The sequence below is a fragment of the Paenibacillus sp. CFBP13512 genome (assembly GCF_005233705.1).
Lineage (GTDB): Bacteria > Bacillota > Bacilli > Paenibacillales > Paenibacillaceae > Saccharibacillus > Saccharibacillus nuruki.
Genome location: NZ_QGAD01000014.1, coordinates 80795 through 104104, shown reverse-complemented (window position 1 = coordinate 104104; position 23310 = coordinate 80795). Strand labels below are relative to the sequence as shown.

General features: G+C 39.1%; 15 protein-coding genes. 13 read left to right on the top strand and 2 right to left on the bottom strand.

Features of this window, described 5'->3' with window-relative positions; translation table 11 throughout:
* Nucleotides 1-67 precede the first annotated feature (67 nt).
* From PaeCFBP13512_RS18195 to PaeCFBP13512_RS18170, 6 genes are all read left to right on the top strand, one after another.
* On the top strand, nucleotides 68-1735 hold the full coding sequence (locus tag PaeCFBP13512_RS18195; protein ID WP_069328431.1) for an extracellular solute-binding protein: 1668 nt from the start codon (nucleotides 68-70) through the stop codon (nucleotides 1733-1735).
* A 177-nt stretch (nucleotides 1736-1912) separates the two neighbouring features.
* Nucleotides 1913-2803 carry an ABC transporter permease gene (locus tag PaeCFBP13512_RS18190; RefSeq protein WP_069328430.1) on the top strand — a complete coding sequence of 297 codons (891 nt, stop codon included), beginning with the start codon at nucleotides 1913-1915 and terminating at the stop codon, nucleotides 2801-2803.
* A 73-nt stretch (nucleotides 2804-2876) separates the two neighbouring features.
* The gene (locus tag PaeCFBP13512_RS18185; protein WP_069328429.1) at nucleotides 2877-3755 is read left to right on the top strand and encodes a carbohydrate ABC transporter permease; all 879 of its coding nucleotides are present in this window, start codon (nucleotides 2877-2879) and stop codon (nucleotides 3753-3755) included.
* A 368-nt stretch (nucleotides 3756-4123) separates the two neighbouring features.
* Nucleotides 4124-6187 carry a beta-galactosidase gene (locus tag PaeCFBP13512_RS18180; protein WP_137225080.1) on the top strand — a complete coding sequence of 688 codons (2064 nt, stop codon included), beginning with the start codon at nucleotides 4124-4126 and terminating at the stop codon, nucleotides 6185-6187.
* 261 nt (nucleotides 6188-6448) lie between these two features.
* On the top strand, nucleotides 6449-7426 hold the full coding sequence (locus tag PaeCFBP13512_RS18175) for a LacI family DNA-binding transcriptional regulator (RefSeq protein ID WP_137225078.1): 978 nt from the start codon (nucleotides 6449-6451) through the stop codon (nucleotides 7424-7426).
* Between the two features lie 147 nt (nucleotides 7427-7573).
* Nucleotides 7574-9046, top strand: coding sequence for a glycoside hydrolase family 32 protein (locus tag PaeCFBP13512_RS18170; protein ID WP_137225076.1), 1473 nt, complete (start codon nucleotides 7574-7576; stop codon nucleotides 9044-9046).
* 170 nt (nucleotides 9047-9216) lie between these two features.
* On the opposite strand, the gene PaeCFBP13512_RS18165 is transcribed toward PaeCFBP13512_RS18170, so the two are convergent.
* A complete protein-coding gene (locus PaeCFBP13512_RS18165; protein WP_241669426.1) occupies nucleotides 9217-10260 on the bottom strand; it encodes a glycoside hydrolase family 53 protein in 1044 nt (347 codons plus the stop codon).
* A 583-nt stretch (nucleotides 10261-10843) separates the two neighbouring features.
* Here PaeCFBP13512_RS18165 and PaeCFBP13512_RS18160 point away from each other — a divergent pair.
* The 4 genes from PaeCFBP13512_RS18160 (at nucleotide 10844) to PaeCFBP13512_RS18145 (ending at nucleotide 17621) form a co-directional block, all read left to right on the top strand.
* Complete coding sequence (locus tag PaeCFBP13512_RS18160) at nucleotides 10844-12454, top strand: N-acetylmuramoyl-L-alanine amidase (protein ID WP_069328425.1); 1611 nt, start codon at nucleotides 10844-10846, stop codon at nucleotides 12452-12454.
* Nucleotides 12455-12621: 167 nt separating this feature from the next.
* Nucleotides 12622-13782, top strand: coding sequence for a C40 family peptidase (locus PaeCFBP13512_RS18155; RefSeq protein ID WP_161594308.1), 1161 nt, complete (start codon nucleotides 12622-12624; stop codon nucleotides 13780-13782).
* A 330-nt stretch (nucleotides 13783-14112) separates the two neighbouring features.
* Complete coding sequence (locus PaeCFBP13512_RS18150) at nucleotides 14113-15837, top strand: carboxylesterase family protein (protein ID WP_137225072.1); 1725 nt, start codon at nucleotides 14113-14115, stop codon at nucleotides 15835-15837.
* A 176-nt stretch (nucleotides 15838-16013) separates the two neighbouring features.
* Nucleotides 16014-17621, top strand: a complete 1608-nt coding sequence (locus PaeCFBP13512_RS18145; protein WP_137225070.1) for an ATP-binding protein — start codon at nucleotides 16014-16016, stop codon at nucleotides 17619-17621.
* Between the two features lie 111 nt (nucleotides 17622-17732).
* Here the strand turns inward: PaeCFBP13512_RS18145 and acsA are convergent, their stop codons facing one another.
* On the bottom strand, nucleotides 17733-19457 hold the full coding sequence (acsA, locus tag PaeCFBP13512_RS18140; protein WP_137225068.1) for an acetate--CoA ligase: 1725 nt from the start codon (nucleotides 19455-19457) through the stop codon (nucleotides 17733-17735).
* A gap of 435 nt (nucleotides 19458-19892) precedes the next feature.
* Between acsA and PaeCFBP13512_RS18135 the strand changes: the two genes are divergently transcribed.
* From PaeCFBP13512_RS18135 to PaeCFBP13512_RS18125, 3 genes are all read left to right on the top strand, one after another.
* Nucleotides 19893-20996: an acyltransferase family protein gene (locus PaeCFBP13512_RS18135; RefSeq protein WP_137225066.1), complete on the top strand. Its 1104-nt coding sequence runs from the start codon at nucleotides 19893-19895 to the stop codon at nucleotides 20994-20996.
* A gap of 180 nt (nucleotides 20997-21176) precedes the next feature.
* Entirely contained in the window at nucleotides 21177-21809 is a 633-nt protein-coding gene (locus PaeCFBP13512_RS18130) for a GNAT family N-acetyltransferase (RefSeq protein ID WP_069328419.1), read from the top strand.
* A gap of 29 nt (nucleotides 21810-21838) precedes the next feature.
* Nucleotides 21839-23017: an acetoin utilization protein AcuC gene (locus tag PaeCFBP13512_RS18125; protein ID WP_137225063.1), complete on the top strand. Its 1179-nt coding sequence runs from the start codon at nucleotides 21839-21841 to the stop codon at nucleotides 23015-23017.
* Nucleotides 23018-23310: the final 293 nt, after the last annotated feature.

Below are 23310 nucleotides of genomic sequence, written 5' to 3'. Positions count from 1 at the left end.
GAAGCAACATACAATATGAACGAACGTGAGAACTAATAAGCTTGAATGTAGAATAAGGGGGAGCAACATGGGAATCAAGAAAACAGCAACAATCGTCATGAGTACACTACTTGTAGCGGCAAGCCTAGCAGGATGCGGAGGCGGAAAAGAAAGCGCACCTGCGGCGGTCAATACTGAAAACGTATACAAAGAGAAATACGATCCTCCAGTAACGATCACCACAGTATGGGGAGTAGATCCAACATTACAATTTAAAAATGGAGAATCTGCTGAAAATAATGTAGCTACCAAATGGGCAAAAGATAAATTCGGTATTGATGTCAAATCACTCTGGTCTGTAACCGATACGAACGGTGCATTTGCAACGAAAGTCAGATTGGCAATGTCTTCAGGACAAGAAATGCCCGATGTCGTGACAATCGGTGATACGGATTCGCAACTTGCACAAGATTTGATCGATTCTGGTATGTATAGCGAAGTTGGACCGTTGTTCGACAAATACGCTTCAGATACGTGGAAAAAGGCAATGTCTGAAGATGCGAATGTATGGAATCCGTATATCCGTGATGGTAAAAAAATGGGTATTCCTGTACTTGATTATGCATACAACCATGATTATGTATTGTGGATTCGTCAAGATTGGTTAACCAAGCTAAATATGAAAGCGCCTACTACTATGGATGAGCTAGAAAAAGTAATGGAAGCTTTCAAAAACAATAATCCAGATGGATTAGCACCAGATAAAGTAATTCCACTCAGTATCGGATTCAAATCTTCTATGAACACATGGATGGGCGATCCTTCGTGGATCTTCGGAGCTTATGGAACGATTCCTCAACAATGGAATCTTGGTTCCGATGGTACATTGCAATACGGTTCGATCCAACCCGGTATGAAAGAAGGTCTGGTGAAGATCAAAGAATGGTTTGATAAAGGATACATTCCGAAAGAAGCAGCACTATGGGATGAAAATAAAACTTCTGAACCAGCAGTTGCAGGTACAGCAGGTATTTTGCCAGGACCTTACTGGATGAGCGGATGGCCGTTACAAGATACTGTGAAAAACGTTCCAAGTGCAGTATGGAAACCGATCACGATCCCTGTTGGACCGAATGGCAAAGCGATGCGTCATGGTACAACAACAACGAACGGCGTAACATTGATCAACAAAAACATGAAACATCCTGAAGCATTCTTTACGTACCAAAACTATATGTTTGATCAATTGGCTAATCCTTCAGCAAATAGTGAATTTGATAAAGGTCTATTCAAAGGATATGACTACGATGTCGATTCTTCAGGCAAATTGTTGACAGGCGAAAATATCCCGGGCGGTTATGTGAACAGTGTACGTTACTTGTTAGTTCGTGATGGCGCACGTATTCCTAATGCTCAAATGGATGCTTTGATTAAATTAGCAGATGGTGGTAAAGCAGAGACTCGTCTAGAACGTGATATTCAAAATAACTATGGGCCTTTGACACCCGAAGCGGCTAAAGTATTGATGTCTCAGAAAGACAGTTCTTATCCAAATATGTTTACAGGTCCAACAACACAAAGCATGAAAACAAAAATGGACTATTTGAACAAAATCGAGAGTCAAACTTTTAATGAAATCATTTACGGTAAATCACCTATCGATTCATTTGATACTTTTGTACAGACATGGAAAACGTCAGGTGGAGATGAAGTAACCAAAGAAGTAAATGATTGGTATAAGAGCGTTCATAAATAATCTTAAGTAATACATTAAGAATGATCGAAATGCAATAAAAGGATATGAGAAAATAACGACTCTATCCAGAGTCGTTATTTTCTTCCTATCTACTGATTACAACCATAACAGTAAGCAATATATAGAGAAATCGAAATATAGAGGAAAAACGATATAGAAGGTATGAGGAGGAGAGAAATGAAAACACTTAGAAAAACTTGGCCGTTTCATGTGATGTTACTACCATCTATGATTTTCTTGCTTATTTTCAGTTATGTACCGATGGCAGGTATTGTGATGGCATTTCAAGATTATAAGCCGTGGTTAGGATTTACAGGTTCCGAATGGGTAGGACTGGCTAATTTCCGTTATTTATTTGAAAGACAAGATAGTATACAAGTAATCTGGAACACATTAGTGATTGCTGTACTCAAACTGATTTTTAATTTATTTGTTCCCTTTATTTTTGCGATTTTATTGAATGAGATTCGTCGTGTTAAATTGCAACGTACCATTCAAACGTTAGTCTACTTACCGCATTTTCTGTCATGGGTAATTTTGGGCGGGATCTTGATTGATCTATTAGCAACTGATGGATTCGCTAACCGTATTTTAAGCACATTTGGTGTGCAACCGATCTTCTTTCTCGGGGATAATGACTGGTTCCGGTTCACAGTCATTGCATCTGATGTATGGAAGGAATTTGGATACAATACAATCATTTTCTTAGCAACACTGGCAGGTATCAATCCTTCTCTTTATGAAGCAGCAGAGATGGATGGAGCAACTCGACTCAAACAAACTTTGTACGTTACGATTCCTTCAATGATTCCAATGGTAGCTGTAGTAGGTACACTAGCCCTTGGTAATGTATTGAACGCTGGATTCGATCAGATATTTAACTTATACAACCCGCTTGTCTATGCTAAAGGCGATATTATTGACACCTTTGTCTATCGTACAGCGATCTTGAATGGTGAAATGGGCTTTGGTACAGCTATTGGATTGTTCAAATCTGTGATCAGTATGGTTCTTATTCTCTTGTCTTACCGTTTGGCGTACAAATGGGCGAACTACCGTATATTCTAAAGGTTATGTATTAACCTCAGTACAACATCAACGGATCATTTAAAAAGCGAAACATAAAGGAAAGAGGGAGAATATGTATTTCAAAACCAGAGGATATCGTGTTTTCAATGTATTTAACACGATTTTGCTTATCCTGTTATCGATTATGTGTATTATACCTTTAGTGCATGTATTAGCGATTTCACTCAGTTCCAAAGCAGCAGCAGATGCTAATCTAGTCGCTTTGTGGCCAATCCAGTTTTCATTAGAAGCCTATAAAAAGACGATGTTTAATCCAGTATTTTTACATTCCATCTGGATATCTGTCTTACGTACCGTAATTGGTACAGCAATTACATTATGCCTAACCTTCCTAGCCGCTTACCCGTTGTCTAAAGACAATTCGGTATTTAAAGGACGTAATATTTACTCATGGATCTTCGTATTCAGTATGGTATTTACCGGCGGATTAGTACCGTTCTATATCGTTATTCAGAAATTAGGCTTGATCGATTCATTCTGGGTACTGGTATTGCCTGGTGCAGTGAACACATTCCTGGTTATCCTTATGCTTAACTTTTTCCGTGGTATTCCCAAAGAATTGGAAGAAGCATCATTTATTGATGGCGCAGGACCATTCCGTACCTTGTTTACCATTTACTTACCGATCTCATTACCATCAATCGCAACCATTACACTATTCAGCATGGTGTTCCATTGGAACTCATGGTTTGATGGATTGCTTTATCTAAACAATGCCAGCCAATTCCCACTAGCGACATTTTTACAAACCGTTATTATTCAACAAGATATGAGTTCTATGAGCTCCAGCCCGAAAGAAATGGAATTGATCTCACAAACAACCGTCAAAGCCGCCCAAATCTTCATCGGCGCAGCACCCATCCTAATCGTCTATCCTTTCCTACAAAAATTCTTTGTTAAAGGGATGACTCTAGGTTCTGTAAAAGAATAGTAACCATTCATTATTACTGCTAAATGAGGGTATAGTAATGCCAATTAAGATTCTACATCTTGCATAACGATGCTTTACACTATGATATAACTAAAAAGTATAAGAGCATAAAGGTATAAAAAAGTAACATCAATCTTAAAATCCCTCTCCTGCTACCCCAATTCAATAGGCACACTTTATCTTGTGAAAAGTTGCCACCCCAGCAGAGCGGAGGGAACGAAATCAATTCTAAAGGAAGCCTTTAAGGTTGGATATCGACTGCTTAGCAGTCCAATCAAGATATCCGACCTTACCAGCGCCCGACAGAATGATTTCGTTCCCGCAGCGGTCTAACTAAATGCAAATATGTAACAATAAAGGAGTCCATCATGACAACAATTGAATCCACTTGGAACCAAATGCTTCACGGAGCCGATTATAACCCTGAACAATGGCAACATCGTCCAGATATTTTAGAAGAAGATATTCGTTTGATGAAATTAGCCAAATGTAACGTGATGTCTGTAGGTATTTTCTCTTGGGTCGCATTAGAACCCGAAGAAGGTGTATATAACTTTGAATGGCTAGATCGCATACTAGATAATTTTGCAGCGAATGGAATTTCAGCCTTGTTAGCTACACCGAGTGGAGCACGTCCAGCTTGGATGTCTGCAAAATATCCTGAAGTATTGCGTGTCGAAGCGAATCGTGTACGTAATTTACATGGATTCCGTCATAATCATTGTTTTACTTCACCAGTTTATCGTGAAAAAGTCGATATCATGAATACCAAATTAGCAGAACGCTATGGAGAGCATCCAGCAGTAATTGGTTGGCATATTTCAAATGAATACGGTGGCGAATGTCATTGTGATTATTGTCAGGATGCCTTCCGTACTTGGGTGCAAAACAAATACACAACACTTGATACTCTAAATGAAGCATGGTGGACGAACTTCTGGAGTCATACATATACCGATTGGTCTCAAGTAGAATCACCTGCTCCACATGGTGAGACTCAGGTGCATGGTATGAACTTAGACTGGCGTCGTTTTGTTACCGATCAGACAGTAGATTTTTGCCGTCATGAAATCGAACCTTTGCGCAAAATCAATCGTTTACTGCCTGTAACGACTAACTTTATGTTTACAGGGAATTTCGATGGATTGAACTACTGGAAATTCGCTGATCTGTTGGATGTATTGTCTTGGGATAGTTACCCAACATGGCATGATCAAGCAGGAGATGAAGTACAGGGAGCAAGTATTGCATTTATGCATGATATTGTTCGTTCGATCAAACAAAAACCTTTCTTATTGATGGAAAGTACACCAAGCTTAACCAACTGGCAAGAAGTCAGTAAAAATAAACGACCTAATATGCATATGTTATCTTCACTACAAGCTGTTGCACACGGATCAGATTCTGTACAGTATTTCCAATGGCGCAAAAGTCGTGGTTCAAGCGAAAAATTCCACGGTGCTGTAGTCGATCATGTAGGACATGAACATACACGTGTATTTAAAGATGTACAAGATGTGGGGCAAGCGCTATCCAGTATGCAAGATATCGTCGGCAGCCATGTGAATGCAGAAGTCGCAGTAATCTACGATTGGGAAAATCGTTGGGCAATCAAAGACAGTCAAGGTCCTCGTAATATCGGTATGAAGTATGATGAGACTGTACTTAATTGTTACCGTCCTTTCTGGGAACGTGGTATTTCTGTCGATGTGATCGATATGGATCAAGATTTGTCCAAGTACAAAATCGTTGTAGCCCCTATGTTATATCTGGTACGTGAAGGGGTAGGCGAACGAATGGAGCAATTTGTAGAAGCAGGCGGAACACTCGTAAGTACGTACTGGTCAGGTATCGTAAATGAGACCGATTTATGTTTCCTTGGCGGATTCCCGGGCCCTTTACGCAACGTACTAGGGATCTGGTCAGAAGAAATCGATGGATTGCATGATCATGAGCGCAATCATTTGAAAATGTCTGATAACAATGAATTACAAATGCAAGGAACATATGATGTGAAAGAACTTTGTGATCTTATCCATTTGGAAAATGCACAAGCATTGGCTGTATACGGTAATGACTTCTATGCAGATCGTCCAGCACTAACAGTCAATACATTTGGAGCAGGTGAAGCTTACTATATTGCAGCTCGTACAGACTATGATTTCTTAGATGCATTTATCGGAAAATTAACAGATCGTCAAGAAATCAAGCGTACATTAGCAGGAGATTTACCTAAAGGTGTCACTGCCCATTCACGTATGAATGAAAAAGATGAATTTCTGTTTATTCAGAATTACACTTCTGCTGCACAATCTATTTCATTGGATCAACAGACCTATTATGATCTATTAGAAGATCAAGAACATGTTGAATTACCTAAAGAAATAGAGATTCCAGCATATGGAATTCGTGTACTGAAAAGAAGCCTATAATAGATCAAAATAGGGAAGGAATGGATCACTCATTCCTTCCTTATTTTTATATGTATTTTAATTTTTATCTTTAATTTGATATATAATTGTCGTAAAAATGCTTTAAAAATAAAATATATGTCGAAACAATTAAAATAACATTGAATATTGTTGAGCTTTCATATATATTGAAATCTGAAAGAAACACATATCGCTATAAAGAGAAAGTTAAACCGTTTACATTTATTGTTTATTATTCAAATTATCAAGAGGGGGAGAGACATGCCGACCATACATGATGTCGCCAAACATGCTGGCGTCACTCCAACAACAGTATCCCGTGTACTCAATAACAGGGGTTATATCAGTGATAAGACTCGTAAAAAAGTGTACTCTTCGATGGAACACTTAAATTACCAGCCTAACGAAATTGCACGTTCTCTCAAAAACAAGCAGTCCAATATTATTGGATTAATTGTGCCAGATGTATCCCATCCGTTTTTCGCAGCATTTGCCAGTCAGATTGAATATTATGCTTATGAAAATGGAATGAAGGTATTGTTATGTAACTCTCATCTAGATCCGGTTAAAGAAAAAGAATATATTGATATGATGCGAGGTAATCGAGTAGATGGCATTATTATGAGTAGCCATACACTGGAGACAGAACAATATCAGAATGTGCAAAGCCCTATTGTTACGTTTGACCGTCAAATAGGAGATATTCCTTACATTTCGTCTGATAATTATATGGGGGGCAAGCTGGCAACCGAATTGCTTATTAAGCAAGGATGCCGAAAGATTGCTCATATTTGTGGAAACTTACAATTGAATTTACTTGCAAATGAGCGAAGTAAAGCTTTTTTGAATGTAGTCAATGTACATAATGTTGAACATATTGTTATCGAAACAGATACGAATGTCTTTCATAACCAAGAATATCAAAAAATGATTCGTCAATTGTTAGCCGATCATCCCGATCTGGATGGCGTTTTTGCAACCAGTGATATTATTGCAGCTTATGTGATCAAAGAATGTATAGAGCTAGGCATCAAGGTACCTGAACAAATTAAAGTTATCGGCTATGATGATGTCAGTATCGCACCGTGGATCACACCTTCTTTAACAACGATTCGCCAACCTATAGAAGACATAGGGAAATTAGCGATTAAGTTATTAAGTCAACAAATAAACAAAGAAGAATATGTGATCAAAAATCAATTAGATGTTGAGCTTATTGAAAGAGCTTCCACCCTGTAGTGTGGAGGTTTTTTATAAAATGTATGTTAACCGATTGATAGGATGCTCCGGGCAATCTATACTCTTATTATGACACCCTGTCACTTATAGATATCTACTCGAACCATATTTACTTTTCTTATTAAATAGAAGAAGGGAAGATAAAAAATGAGTTATAGTATCGAACGTGCCAATCGTTTTGTTGCTGAGTCCAAACATTTGCTGGTCGATCAATATCGTTTGCATTATCATTTTATGGGTGAATTTGGATGGATCAATGATCCTAACGGTTTTGTTCAATATAAAGGGGAATATCATTTATTTTATCAATATCATCCGTATCAACCAGTATGGGGACCCATGCATTGGGGACATGCAGTCAGTAAAGATTTGATCGAATGGAGACATCTACCTGTCGCTCTGGCACCGGATCAAGAATATGATCGTGATGGATGTTTTTCAGGAAGTGCGATAGAGCATAAGGACAGTCTATATCTACTATATACAGGGCATATTATGACAGGACCTGATATTACCAAAGACTATTATCAAGTTCAGAATCTAGCGATATCACAAGATGGTATTCTGTTTACAAAAGATGCTCATAATCCAGTCATTAATACCGATCAGATTCCTGCACATACCAGTCAAAAAGATTTCCGTGACCCTAAAGTATTTGAACGGAATGGACAATTTTATATGGTGCTTGGCTCCAATGATGATCAAGGTAAAGGATTGATTTTACTTTATCGCTCGGTGGATCTTCATACATGGGAATATATGAATGTGATGGCACAAAGCGACGGTACATTGGGCGACAACTGGGAATGCCCGGATGTGTTCGATTTGGATGGTATAGATGTATTAATGATGTCTCCACAACGAATGTCGCCGCAAGGAAATAATTATCATAATTTACATTCCACTGTATATATGTTAGGTAAGCTTGATACTGATACAGGCATTTTTGATTATAAACAGTATATTCCGATTGACTATGGCTTTGATTTCTATGCTTGTCAGACTACACTCGATCAGCAAGGTAGACGTATCATGATCGGTTGGATGGACAGCTGGGAAGCATTAATGCCTACCCAAAATGGACATCACTGGGCAGGAGCGATGACGTTACCACGCGAAGTTATCCGTGACGGTGAACGCTTATTGTTCTGTCCTGTTGCTGAATTGGAGCAATCTCGCTTAGAAGGATTACATGCAGAATCATTTGAAGTACAAGGACAACAAGTGTTGGATTACAGAGGCGAAAGTTACGAGATTGAACTGAATATCGACGTCAGCAAATCCGAAGAATTTGCTATACATTTACGTACAGGTGAAGCAGAAACAACAGTACTCAGCTACTCACCTTTGGAACAATTATTCCGCTTTAATCGTGACCAATCGGGTATCGGACCAGGCGGTGAGCGGATCGCTTCGCTAACTACACCCGAAGGTCAACTACACCTACGCATTTTTGTAGACTTATCTTCAGTGGAAGTGTTTTTACAAGATGGCGAAAAAGTAATGACTGGACGCATCTATCCACAACCAGAATCACAAGGTATTGCGTTATATTCCAACGGTATCACCCAAGTACAATCTTTACACATCTGGAACCTAGTCCAACCCGAACAGATATAACCTAGTTCATCTAAAAAAGAGCTATTGTGCTGTCAACAATACAGCCCCAATAGCTCTTTTCTTTGTACATATTCCGACTGCTCATTAAATAGTTCCTATCAATAGCGACGACAAGGACAATACTGCCCCTGAAGCACTCTCCCTTTTCAACACGAAACCGACCCCAGCTTTTAGTTCAAAAACGCATCTAAAGCAATCGTCACTTTCCCTTTAGCATCAAAAGCACCTTTAGTATATTCGTACCACGTACCGTAAGACTGAGGTTCCCAATAGAACACACCTAATCCTTTACCACCAGAGACAGAACGTGTTTTGTTCAAAATGTCGGTCAAAAAAGCTTTAGACGTTGCCGGATCACTAGCATCCATACCGACTTCACAGACCATGACTTCTTTGCCATAACGAGCGACCATATCATTCATATTGGTTAACGTTTGTTGATTCAAAGCTTGCCAATTACTTTTCTCTGGATAAAGCGACATTCCGATGACATCGTATTTAGCACCATTCGCTTTGAGTCCATCAAACATCCAGCGATACAATGAATTATCATAGCCGTTAGATAAATGAACAATCACTTTTGTACTGCTATTGACTGCTTTTGTCGCATCATACCCGGAATTGATTAACCAGGCGAAATTTTTCATATTAGCAGAAGCACGTCCTTCTTCCCAGAGCATACCGTTGTTCGTTTCATTACCAACTTGTACCCATTCTGGCGTAACTCCTTGCGCTTTGAGAGCAGTCAGCACATCATACGTATGATCATAGACAGCTTTCATTAATCCGTTAAAATCTTTGCTAGCCCAATCTTTAGGCTTGGTCTGATGAGCAGGATCAGCCCAGACATCGCTATAATGGAAATCAATCATAATACGGAAACCCATTTTTTTAGCACGAACCGCTTGTTTGATCACATCTGCTTTATTAGAGAAATTTTTAGCAGGATTAACCCATACACGTAGACGAATCGAGTTCATTCCATGATCTTTAAGAATTTGTAGAGCATCTTGCTTAACGCCAGCATCATTATAAAAAGCCCAGTTATACGATTCCATTTCAGATAACCAACCAACATCAGCACCTTTGGCAAATGTAGCCGCATCTGCTGTAGAAGTTAGTGGAGCGACACTATAGCTTAATCCTGTTAGAATAGAAAGACTCAATACAACCCCGGATATACGTTTCATGATTTTACCAGACCACTTGAACATAAATAACCTCCTCAGTTCTTTTTGATTGTATGCGTTTACATTAAACGTTTTAAAAAGATTCCTTTTGCGAAGGAACAAGATTTATTGTAGCTTGCAGGTCAAAGGAAAGGTACCTATAAAAACTCAATATTTTAGCACTTTTGACAATAAAGATTCGTTAAATGAATATTTCTATAGTTAGGTGAACATCAAACATCATATCTATATAAAGATAGCTTTTACACAATATGTTAAAAAATATATATTGATTATTTACAAACGGTAGACATACACTTTATGATAGTACTGTTACTACATAGTAAACATTACGTATAAAATGCCTTTATTTGCTAACAAAGTTGTTCTTTTTATAAACGATTTTTCTTTTTAAAAGGAGTTGTATACCCAATTGGCGAAATAAATAACAAGAATGTTATAAAAATGTGTCGATCGTTTAAAGGTTATGTCTGAACTTACCGATAAATAATGTATTCAGTATTTCCTTTACCCACACAATAGAACTCATCGGATAGGCACTTGTATCACAATAATGACTGGGACATCGCATCATACATAATGTGAACCAGGGAATGGTAGGGATGATATGAAAAGAATAAGTTTATGGATGCTAACTCTGATCATGATTTTGATGGTAGTCTTGCCTTCGACAGGACATGCTGCCATTACAGCGAGCACTCATATTAATTTGGATGGGCAAGAGTTAGCTCTACCTGCAAGCGGACAAGTAGAGACAGTAGATGGAACAGTGATGGTACCGCTACGTGTTATCGTAGAACAATTAGGTTACAAAGTGAGCTGGTCGAATAAGGCACAGACAGCAACGATTAAAAAAGATAAAACAACATTACAACTTGTAGCAGGTAGTCATGTGGCTACGGTCGACAATAAATTGATTGATCTACCTGAAGCGCCTTTATTGCAAAATGGAACAACGCTTGTTCCGCTTCGGTTTATCAGTGAAAATACAGGAACAACAGTCAAATGGGACAATACAGTCAAAACGGTTTTTCTAACTACACCTAAAAAAATAGAACCTTCTGTACCTGATAAGACTCCAGATACGACAACACCAGCAGATACAACCAATGCTTCTGCTTTGCAAGCGATTAGCTTTAGTGATAGTCGCTTAACAGTGACGTTAAATGGAACAGCATCACCTAAATACAGCGCACTGACGAATCCGAATCGTATCGTGCTTGATTTACCGAAAACTGCTTTTTCAGATTCATTTTTAAATGGAAAAGTAATGAATCTAGGTAATGTAGGAAAAGTCGATGTAGCAGGTGATCCAGATGTAGCAGGTATCCGTTATTCATTATTTAGTAATGCACCATCTACAGTGCGTGTCGTGATGGATCTGAATAACGCACAGAAATACAAAGTGATCAATAACAATAAAGGTGTAGTCATTGTCGAATTAGATGGTGCAATTAAACCAGCATCTACAATCAACAATGGAACAGGAACGACCACCAATAATGGAAATACACAGGTATCAGGTAATCCGAATACGTCTACCGATCCTGTAATCACTAATCCAGACGGTTCAACATCTCCTGCTTCTGATCCTAATAACGATCCGAATACGACTCCAACCGATACACCTTCGACGGCTGTCCCTGTCACACCGGGTTCTGGACCAGGGAAAGATGGCAAGAAATTAGTCGTTATTGATGCAGGTCATGGTGGTAAAGATTCAGGTGCAATCAGTCTGACAGGACGATATGAGAAAAACTTTACATTGCCAGTCGTACTCAAAATTCAAGCTTTATTAGAACAAGAGCCGAATATCGATTTTGTGTTAACACGTAGCGATGATAGTTATCCTACTTTGCCAGATCGTGTGAAGATTGCCAATGATCTGAATGCCGATGTATTTGTATCGATTCATGGAAATAGTACAGATTCTGCTGTTTCTCCAAGTGGTACAGAAATGTATTACAGCCGTACAAGTAGCTTGAGCCTTGCACAAATCGTGCATAAACATGTGGTGGCAGCTCTAGGATTATCGGATCGTGGTATTCATCAGAAGAGTCTTCATGTGACACGCGAGACGAAAATGCCTGCTATATTGATCGAAGCTGGATATTTAAGTAGTCCGAAAGATGAAGCTTTAATGTATACCGATGCCTTTCAAGAACAATTAGCAGAAGCTGTTGTAGCAGGTATTAAAGAATATTTAGGGGTAGAATAACGTTATTTTGGAAATGTATTCGACCGCTACTGTTTCATTATTAAGATGGAGTGGTAATTAACCACGGTAAACTAATGACGAACTTGTCATTTTTGTGGTTAATACATAGACTCTACACATCAGGAGACATCAGATCAATCGCAACAGAATTTTCAAGGAGGGCATCTATGAAACGAAATCTTATTACTCTGGTGACAGCGGCTATGTTGCTCACTTCTACACCTCAAATGATGGAAGCAGCAGCAACGCCTGTACCGGTAGGCAAAGTGAATCTGCCAGTTAACTTCCGTTCAGGTCCGTCAGCAGATAGTACAGTGTATGGTACACTCCAACCTGGAACGAATATTAAAATACTTCGAGAAGTAAATAGTTATTGGTTACGAGTCAAAGTAGGCGTAAAAACAGGCTATGTATCGGCAAGTTATATCAACTATACACCTAAGCCAGCAGACGCTGAGACGATAAGTACACCAACAACGTCTACCAATACAGTATCCAGTCAAGAACAATCGTCTTCTAAGCTTCAGACACCAAAAGATACACCAACGATCACGCAAGCCAGTGCGCCTGCGCCCGTATCGCCAAGTACACCACCCGTGACAACAGTACCTCGTACCAATGATCCAGGTACAGGCATTATCGAACGGGGTGTTAATTTTAGAGCAGAACCCAAAACAGGTAGTGCTGTATTACGAGTGATGCCTGTCGGTGAAACGTTCAAAGCTTTGGAACAACCCAGTGCTTCTTGGATCAAAATCAAAGATAATACAGGCACCATCGGTTATGTATCGACAGATTACGTATCGTATACGTTACCAGCTTCAGCCACACCTGTGCTTACAAGCTTACCTGTAGATGCAATTCCAGAAGTGGATGATGTTCCATTCCAGCCACCTGTAACGGTTACACTACCACCTACACTAGCAACAGGGTCACCTTTGGATGAAGCGACCGCTGATCTTATTCTGGGTAGTGCATTAGCTTTACAAGGAATTACGCATTATGGTTATGGCAAAAATGAAGCACCTACATTGTTTGATTGCTCTTCATTTACACGGTATGTATTTGCACAAGCAGGTATCGATCTGGCTTGGGGAACACAATATCAGAAAAATGTAGGCATTGAAGTTGAACGTGGACAATGGCAAAAAGGAGATTTACTTTTCTTCTCAGGTGGAGATCCAAATGTGATTTCTCATGTAGGCATATACGCTGGCGATAACAAGCTAGTTCATAATAGTGTGAGTTTGGACGGTATCGCTATTTCTAATCTAGATCTTGATTATTGGGTGAAGCACTATGTAACGGCTCGTCGTGTTTTGCAATAGTTCAAAAGAATATAGATTAGTTCATAGATCAAGATAGTAAAAACTTGTTTTCTTTACCTTACTTAAGGCAGAGAGAACAAGTTTTTACTATTTTCGACAAAATATATTGTAAGCGTTACCAAAAGAGTGTATACTACCTGTAATATAAAGGATTGTTACTGCTCTAGCAGGCAAAACCTAATTTGACGATAGAAGGACACATTACTGTGTATCCTCTGTGGTTGGATTAGGTTTTTTTACGTTCATCTTGATCTACATAGCTATAGAGCTAGTGCTTTTCTTTGTATACATCTATAAATCAAACGATTTGCCAATCAAGGAGGTATTCAAATGATGAAGAAAAAAGTTCAATGGTTGTGGTTGCTTGTATTCATGTGTATATTATCTAACAACGGTATCGCAGAAGGAGCCGTTCAATCTAACCAAACAAAGAGTGATACGATGAACTACAAATATGAAGAAAATGTAAATCAACCTACAAGTGTAGGTATATTTAAAGGGTTACAAGCAGGTAACAATAATACATTAGTATGGTCAGGTATTCCCTATGCTCAAGCTCCTGTAGGAGACTTACGCTGGAAAGCACCTCAACCGATCTCATCATCTCCAACACAGCATTATAATGCTCTCCAAGCAGGCAATATCTGTACTCAATTAGCAGAGGGTAAAGTGGTTGGTGATGAAGATTGTCTATATCTTAATATTTATCGACCACATACGTCTGCAACCGACCTGCCTGTGCTTGTCTTTTTACATGGTGGTGGAAATGTAACAGGAAGTTCGGCTGCTTTGGAAGCGCAGTCTTTAGCTACTAGCACGGACTCGGTTGTTGTGACTGTGAATTATCGCTTAGGCTTATTAGGATGGATTCACAACAAAGCAATACAAAGTGGCGATCCAGCAGAAGATTCAGGTAATTTTGCGCTATTAGACCAGATTGCAGCCTTGAAATGGGTACAACAGCAGATTGGTAGCTTTGGCGGTGATGCCAATAATGTAACATTAGGCGGTCAGTCTGCCGGAGCGCGAGATGTATTAGCCTTAGTCATTTCACCACTAGCCAAAGGATTATTTACCAAAGCGATGCCTTTAAGCGGAGGAATGACCACAGCTACATCAGCGGAAGGGCAAGCTTATTCCAATACTCAATTAGCGAAAGTATTAGTTCAAGCAGGTAAAGTTACTACTGAAAGTGAAGCGCTCACGTATCTTAAAGAAACAGATGCTACTACATTACAACAAACGCTACGTTCACTGGATAGTAAACAACTGGTTCAAGCTGTAGGTAGCGTTATGATTCGAATGTCTGAATTTCCGCATTTATTTGCAGATGGATATGTTCTACCGAAAAATGGATTCGATGTTGTACAAAGTGGTAAATACAATCGTGTACCGATGTTAATTGGTAGTATGAAAAATGAGTTTAATGTGTTTGCTGCTTATGATCCAAAGTTTAGCGACCATTTTACCAAAAATACATGGGACAAAGCAGAGCAGAAGCAGTTCTGGCAAGCGACCGAATATGGAAGTCAATTATATTCCGCGTTTAATGCCGATCAAGTAGCGAATACATTTACCAAAGATAGTAAAGCATTACCGATCTATGTGTATCGTTTTGCATGGGGAACCGATGTAGATGGATTACAAGCACCTGCCAAATACCTAGCAGCTACTCATGGCGTAGATATGGACTTTTTAAGTGGTAACTTTGCACAAAGTAATTATGGATTATTATTTAAAGATCAATTTTACAAAGAAGATAATCAAGCAGGAAGAGTACAATTGATGCATCGTTACCGTCAATACATTCGTCATTTCTTGCATGATCAACCTATTCATAGCGGGGCATTACCTGTGTGGCAATCATGGCAACAATCAGGACAACTATTGCAATTTGATGCGAATAATAAGCAAGCCAATATCAAAATGATTGAGCCAGCGCCAACATCAGCTACAATGAAAAAGTCGATTCAATCTTCATTATCAGAAGCTTCTCAGTCTGTAGTATGGGACAACGTATTAAAAGGTAGATTTTTTATGGAGTCACAATATTAGAACAAATGAGATAAACTAGAATGAAAAGTACTGAATCAGCAGAGGTTACTCGCTAATCAGTACTTTTTTTATTATAATAAAAAGTTTGAATATCCTTCTACTTGTTTAAATTTAGCTATAATTATATGATAGATATAACTAATGGATGAACTTGACATAAATCTTTGGGAGGCACCATGAATATAAATCCTAAAACAGCAGCAGTCGACTGGGAATATGTAGTACAGAATTTAAAATCTTCTGTAACGATTGCAGATGCACGAAGAAGAGACTTTCCGCTTGTTTTTGTAAATAGTCATTTCACAGAATTGACAGGTTACACTAAAAACGAAGCGATCGGATATAACTGTCGTTTTCTACAAGGGGTAGATACCGATCCAGCAGCTGTTAAAAAGATTCGTGAAGCATTGAATAAAAAAGAATCTGCTGTCATCGAGATTTTGAATTATACAAAGAATGGAACTCCTTTTTGGAATGAAATTAATTTAGATCCTATTTTTGATCGAAATGGTGAATGCCATTATTTTGTAGGAATTCAATTTGATATTACAGATCGCAAAACAGCGGAGCAACAAGCTAAACGTGCAGCCGAATTAGCAGAAGCCGCTAATCGTGCGAAAAGCCGTTTTATCGCTAATATGAGTCATGAGTTCCGCACACCATTGAACGGTATTATCGGGATGACCGAATTGATCTTATTAAGCGAGATTGATCAAGAACAACGCGATAATATGAAAATTGTTCAAAATAGTGCAGAGACATTATTAACACTAATTAATGATGTACTGGATTTCTCTAAGATCGAAGCAGAAAAAATGAATCTTGAAAATATCGAATATAATATTCATGAGTTGATGGATATTACGATCAAAGCGCATCGTCCGTTAGCGTTAGAGAAAAAGATTGATTTGCTTCTTCATATCGGTAAACGTGTACCTCAAATCGTGCTAGGAGATCCGCACCGACTGAAGCAAGTGCTGAATAACTTGATTGGTAACGCTATCAAATTTACAGCAGAAGGTTCGGTAAAGATTTCACTTGAAGGACAAGAATTATCTGAAGATAAGTTGATGCTTCATTTTAAAGTTAAAGATACGGGTATCGGCATTGCAGAAAAAGACATGCCTAAATTATTTAAAAGTTTCAGTCAAGTAGACGATTCACAGACTCGCAAATTTGGTGGGACAGGTCTAGGACTTGTTATTAGTCAGCAAATTGTTGAGTTAATGGGTGGACAGATCACGGTGGATAGCGATCCGGGAATCGGCGCAATTTTCCAATTTACGATTCCAATGGGTTATGCTCATACGTCTACGAGTGAAGGGATGAACAAAGAATACACGCCTTTAGTGCAAGATATCGAACCACCAGAAGATATGGTTGCTGAATCCAATCCTAATAGCTTAAAAATACTATTAGCAGATGATGACCGGATTAGCCGTCTTATTACGATGCGTATGTTAGAAAAGCTGGGGCATCGTGCAGAATTTGCAGAAAATGGTCTAGAAGCTGTTCGTACATTAGAAAAAGATTCGACTTATGATCTGGTACTGATGGATATTCAAATGCCTGTAATGGATGGGCTTCAAGCTACAGATGAGATTCGCCATTCCAGTACGATTCAGAATCGAATGATTCCTATCGTTGCCTTAACAGCTCATGTATTCAAAGACGATCAGGAACAGATCTCAGCTTCAGGCATGAACGGTGCTTTATCTAAGCCTTTACCTATTCAAAAGCTAGCTGAAATGATTGACTCGGTAAAACAAGAACTACAAAAATAAGATCAAAAAACCGCCTTTTAAATAAAAGGGCGGTTTTTTTGATCTTATCTATTTGGGTATTACGAATTGAGTCTACTTTAGAAGCTGTATTTCAGCTATTAAGCATTTCTATTAATCTTCAATAGTCGACAAATCACCCGTAGGTAATTCTAACTCCCAAGCTTTCAAGACACGACGCATAATTTTACCACTGCGTGTTTTGGGAAGTTTGTCTTTGAATTCAATCTCACGTGGAGCCGCATGAGCAGATAATCCTTCTTTGACAAAACGAGTGATCTCTTGCTTCAGTTCTTCGGTAGCTGTATAACCTTCTCGAAGCGAAATAAAGGCTTTGATAACCTCACCACGCACAGGATCAGGCTTACCGATAACTCCTGCTTCAGCGACTGCCGGATGTTCTACCAGTTTACTTTCGACTTCAAATGGACCTACACGCTCACCAGAGGTATTAATAACATCATCGATCCGTCCTTGAAACCAGAAGTATCCGTCTTCATCCATATAAGCAGAATCTCCTGAGATATACCATCCCGGAATACGTGTATATTCTTCAAATTTGGCAGGATTATTCCAGATTTTGTACATCATTGAAGGCCATGGTGTCTTAATCGCCAAGTTTCCCATTCGTAGAGGAGGAAGGATATTACCAGCATCATCAATAATAGCTGCTTCTACGCCCGGAATCGGACGACCCATCGAACCAGGGCGGATATTCATACGTGGGTAGTTACAGATAAGCTGTGCACCTGTCTCTGTCATCCACCATGTATCATGAATCCGTTGTCCATAGACACGATAACCCCAGCGAATAACTTCAGGGTTCAGCGGTTCACCTACGCTTAATACATGACGAAGTGAAGAGAGATCATATTGCTGAACAACTTCATCTCCAGCTCCCATTAACATCCGGAAAGCAGTAGGCGCACTATACCAGACGGTCACTTGATAGCGTCCAATCGTCTCATACCAATCTTGCGGGCTGAATCGTCCTCCACGCACGATGTTAGTCACTCCATTTAACCACGGTGCAAAAATACCGTAAGACGTTCCTGTGACCCAACCCGGGTCAGCAGTACACCAATACACATCATCCGCTTGAAGATCGAGTACAATCCGTCCAGTGTATTCTTGTTGAATCATCGCACGATGGACATGATACACGCCTTTAGGCTTGCCTGTAGAGCCTGAAGTATAATGAAGGATTAGACCATCATCAAGATCAACCCATTCGACCTCTGCTTCAGTAGAAGCTTTACTCATTTCTTGGGCAAAATCAATATAAGGAGCAGTAATTTCTTCTGCTTCCCCTACAAGAATCACGTGTTGAAGTTCTGGTAAATCAGCACTTGGAACCCGTTCAACCAATTTGGGCGTTGTAATAATAGCGATAGCACCACTATCTGCCAAGCGATCTCTAACTGCCGTTTCCATAAAAGCTTCAAATAAAGGTCCTGCAACTGCACCGATTTTGATAATACCGAGTAGTGTAAAGTACAGTTCAGGTGTTCTCGGCATAAAAATAAAGACCCGATCGCCTTTACCGATCCCTAGTTGGCGAAGCATATTAGCAGCACGATTCGATTCTTGACGTAATTGTTCAAAAGTATACGATTCACTACGTACTGCATCACTGTAATGAAGAGCGATATGATCACCACGCCCAGAAGTAGCATGACGATCTATCGCTTCATAAGCCAAATTCACTTTTCCCGATTCATGCCACGAGAACCTTTTTTCTACATCAGCCCAGTCAAATGTACGACTGGCTTCTTCATAATCCATCATATTGGCTTGTGTAGCTTCTACAGCAATAGTTTCCACGTTATCTTTTCCCATAATGACCTCCATGATTACTGAGATACGATCTTGTGTTGCGATTACCATATATAGCGCTTACAAAAAACAATACTACGATTTCACAAATTGTTCAATTTTATATTTTCCTGTAGTATAGCATAGCGAAATATCCTTTTCTTTACAAATCACTTTTACATCATAATCATGAAAAAAATCATGAATTTACATTTTGACTACAAAAGATTACAACTTTGTAGTAATATATAACGAATGAAAATGATTCGTATTGAACAACTTAACTATTTTAGACGAACATAATAATTCAAAACGAATAATTATGCTAGTAATTGAGTTCTTTTAGAACCAGTATTCGATGTCTACCCTAATAGTCAAGCAAATCAAAAGGAGAGATGTGTACCTAGAAATCTTAAGCATTAACTATACTTTTTAACTTAAAAGGAGGTTTATCACGTAATGAAACAAAGTACCATTTCTCCCAGGCAAACGATTGGCGAGGTAGGCATCATCCGAGCTATCGCTTGTATGAGTGTTGTATTATTACATTCGATCAAATTCACTACAGGTGAAAGCACAGAAGGTGCAATTCAATTTGGACTCTGGACTCTGGCTGGACTGCTTTCGTTTGGGACATCTACATTTGTCTTTATATCCGCATTAGTCTTAGCTTATTCATATCCCAATCATTTGCCTAAGCGGTTCTATAGTAAACGAATTAAATTTCTATTGATTCCATTTGCTTGTATGGCTGTCTTTTATGCGATCATGTCGGGTATTCTAAATGGATGGTCAATTCCCAAGCTAGTTGTATTTAATTTACTGGGAGCTTATCACGGATGGTTTGTATTGGTTATTTTCCAGTTTTATATTCTACATCAACTGTTTAACAAATATATAGACCGCTTTTCAGCGAAATGGGTACTTATGATATCGCTAGTAGTGAATGTAGGGTATTTGGCTTTCTTTAATCTGGTAGCACCGCCTAGCAATAATCAGTATATTGCCTATATTTGGGATCGAGGATATTGGATGCCATTTACAGGTTGGGTATTTTACTTTGCACTTGCTTATTATTGCGGTAAAAATTATCAGACTTTTATGCAGTATATTGAAAAGTATAAAGTATGGATCTATGCCGCATTACCTGTATCGATTGCGTTGATTCTGTACAATAATGTATATTCTAGTTTTGGATTTGGCTCAAAACGAATGGACATGATCTTATTCACAGTGTTATTGATTTTTGTACTCTTTTTAGCGTTCCGTCATGTAAAAAAAATGCCACCTATCTTATCTGCGATTAGTCAGTATTCATTCGGCATTTACTTGTTACATTGGTTCTATCTACAAATGATGGATCTCGCTGTGGAATCTTTTCATTGGTCACTAGGATATTTGGAGATTCCTTTGTTATTTATCGGAGGGATCGCTTGCTCGTATCTAACAATTAATATATTGAATCGTATGAAAATAGGTAAATATATCGTAGGTCGAGTGAATGTGCCGAAGTCAGCTACAACACTATCCAATCGCAAGTTGGCTACAGAAATTAAATCATAATATATTCAATATGGATATAGAGCAGACCTTCTTAATGACTAAGAAGGTCTTTCTGTGTAGATCGACACATACATTTACTGCAAAAGTCGGTATAATCAAAACTATAAAGAAAGCGTTATCAAAAAAATATACTATAAAACACAGCTTATTCAATACTCTAATACAGAAAGGAATCTCAGTATGGAGCATTTGAAAATCCCACAAACGGAAACACTGGTGTCTCCTCGGTGTACATTGATATTAGAAGGACCCGTCTCTCCAGAACATATTCGTACCAAGCAGATGCATCCTCAACTTGATGCTTTTCGTCGTCCACCTGAACAGTGGGAAGCATTGATTGAAATTGCGGCATTGGATGAAGGACGTATTATTATGGCGTGTGACGGTGATATGATCGTCGGCTATGTTACTTTTCATTATGCTGATGAATATGAACGATGGTCTGAAGGAAATATGGAAGATTTGATCGAGTTGGGCGCAGTTGAAGTAGCTAATGACTATCGCGGACTAGACATTGCTAAGAAATTGATCCAGCTTTCTTTTCGAGAAGAGCAATTGGATCATATGATTGTATTCACTACAGAATACTATTGGCATTGGGATCTTGAAAGTACAGGGCTTAGTGTCTGGGATTATCGCAAAATGATGGAGCAGTTAATGAAAAATGTAGATATGGTCTGGTTCGCGACAGATGATCCTGAAATATGTTCTCATCCTGCCAATTGTCTTATGGTACGTGTAGGTAAATATGTGCCGCAATCTTCTGTAGAAGCATTTGATCGCTTACGATTCCGTCAGCGATTTATGTACTAATTAGGAGCGATAGAAAGGAGAATCGATAGATGGACAAAGCAGCATATATGTATCATCCTGATAGTCTAAAATATGTTTTTCATCAGAATCATCCATTTGATCAGCGTAGATTAACGTTGACTCGTGATCTGTTGCAACAAGTGGATGCTTTGTCTATAGACCAAATCTTTGTGCCGACTGAACTGCCTGATCATCATTTGTTACAACAAGTTCATATTCCTGAATATATCGATGTTGTAAAGCAACTAAGTGTAGAACATCCTGCCACAAAAGCGATGGATCATGCTGCGCAATATGGTCTTCATCAAGGCGATACTCCTTACTTTGCAGGTATGCATCAGAGTGCGCTGTCGATTGCTGCTGGCTCGGTAACTGCGGCGCAGATGGTGATGGAGGGTCAGACGACACATGCGCTTCATTTGGGCGGTGGACTGCACCATGCGATGCCACAGAAAGGGGCAGGTTTCTGTATTTATAATGATGCGGCACTTGCTATAGCTCATGTACGAGAAGCTTATGGAGCTAGAGTCCTCTATATTGATACCGATGTGCATCATGGGGATGGAGTAGAGATGTGCTTTTATACCGATCCTGATGTATTCACGTACTCGATTCATGAGACTGGTAAGTATTTATTTCCGGGAACAGGAAGAGTTGAAGAACGAGGTGCTGGTGAAGGATTTGGTTTTACAGTCAATCTACCCCTTGAACCGTATACAGAAGATGATTCGTGGTTAGAATGTTTTGAGACAACACTGCATCAAGTGTTAGAACGTGCCCGTCCTGATCTCATTATTAGTCAGCATGGATGTGATGCTCATGCACTTGATCCTTTGTCTCATTTGCATTGTTCGATGCAGATCTATCGGGAGATGCCTCGTATGATCCATGAAGCGGCTCATCAATGGTGCGAAGGACGGTGGGTAGCCCTTGGTGGTGGAGGATATGATATCTGGCGCGTGGTGCCTAGAGCGTGGTCATTGTTATGGCTTGAAATGAGCAACCATCCACTACTTCAACAGATTGATCAAGCGCCATTACTATCACTACCTGAGGTCTGGCTAGAACGCTGGCAAGCAGAAAGCCCTGTCGATTTACCACGTACATGGCTAGATGATGTCACACGCTGGGAGCCTATTCCAAGGCGAGATGAGATTACTTTATCCAATCGCAAAATCTGTGAAATAGCAGCTACTTATCTAAAATAATAGCAGAATAGAATTGCTAGTATCCAATTGTGTTATAACTGGTATAAAATAGCAATAAGCCAGCTTGTAACAAAATCGTAATCACTTAAAAGTGGCGAAATGCACATTTTCGGGTATATATATTTTGCCGGGAGATTGGCAGACGAAGGATTTTCACATACAACGTGTAAAAGGGTAAGGTAATATGAACAGTAAGCAGGGAGAATTACCCTATGTGTAGAAATAGATACTATAATCAAGTAATGAGGTAAATCTATCATTCATTTATAGTATGGAATGGTCTGCCGATCCCG

Coding starts and splice junctions, on each gene's coding strand:
- PaeCFBP13512_RS18195 (WP_069328431.1), top strand. CDS start 68: ATGGGAATCAAGAAAACAGCAACAATCGTCATGAGTACACTACTTGTA.
- PaeCFBP13512_RS18190 (WP_069328430.1), top strand. CDS start 1,913: ATGAAAACACTTAGAAAAACTTGGCCGTTTCATGTGATGTTACTACCA.
- PaeCFBP13512_RS18185 (WP_069328429.1), top strand. CDS start 2,877: ATGTATTTCAAAACCAGAGGATATCGTGTTTTCAATGTATTTAACACG.
- PaeCFBP13512_RS18180 (WP_137225080.1), top strand. CDS start 4,124: ATGACAACAATTGAATCCACTTGGAACCAAATGCTTCACGGAGCCGAT.
- PaeCFBP13512_RS18175 (WP_137225078.1), top strand. CDS start 6,449: ATGCCGACCATACATGATGTCGCCAAACATGCTGGCGTCACTCCAACA.
- PaeCFBP13512_RS18170 (WP_137225076.1), top strand. CDS start 7,574: ATGAGTTATAGTATCGAACGTGCCAATCGTTTTGTTGCTGAGTCCAAA.
- PaeCFBP13512_RS18165 (WP_241669426.1), bottom strand. CDS start 10,260: ATGTTCAAGTGGTCTGGTAAAATCATGAAACGTATATCCGGGGTTGTA.
- PaeCFBP13512_RS18160 (WP_069328425.1), top strand. CDS start 10,844: ATGAAAAGAATAAGTTTATGGATGCTAACTCTGATCATGATTTTGATG.
- PaeCFBP13512_RS18155 (WP_161594308.1), top strand. CDS start 12,622: ATGAAACGAAATCTTATTACTCTGGTGACAGCGGCTATGTTGCTCACT.
- PaeCFBP13512_RS18150 (WP_137225072.1), top strand. CDS start 14,113: ATGATGAAGAAAAAAGTTCAATGGTTGTGGTTGCTTGTATTCATGTGT.
- PaeCFBP13512_RS18145 (WP_137225070.1), top strand. CDS start 16,014: ATGAATATAAATCCTAAAACAGCAGCAGTCGACTGGGAATATGTAGTA.
- acsA (WP_137225068.1), bottom strand. CDS start 19,457: ATGGGAAAAGATAACGTGGAAACTATTGCTGTAGAAGCTACACAAGCC.
- PaeCFBP13512_RS18135 (WP_137225066.1), top strand. CDS start 19,893: ATGAAACAAAGTACCATTTCTCCCAGGCAAACGATTGGCGAGGTAGGC.
- PaeCFBP13512_RS18130 (WP_069328419.1), top strand. CDS start 21,177: ATGGAGCATTTGAAAATCCCACAAACGGAAACACTGGTGTCTCCTCGG.
- PaeCFBP13512_RS18125 (WP_137225063.1), top strand. CDS start 21,839: ATGGACAAAGCAGCATATATGTATCATCCTGATAGTCTAAAATATGTT.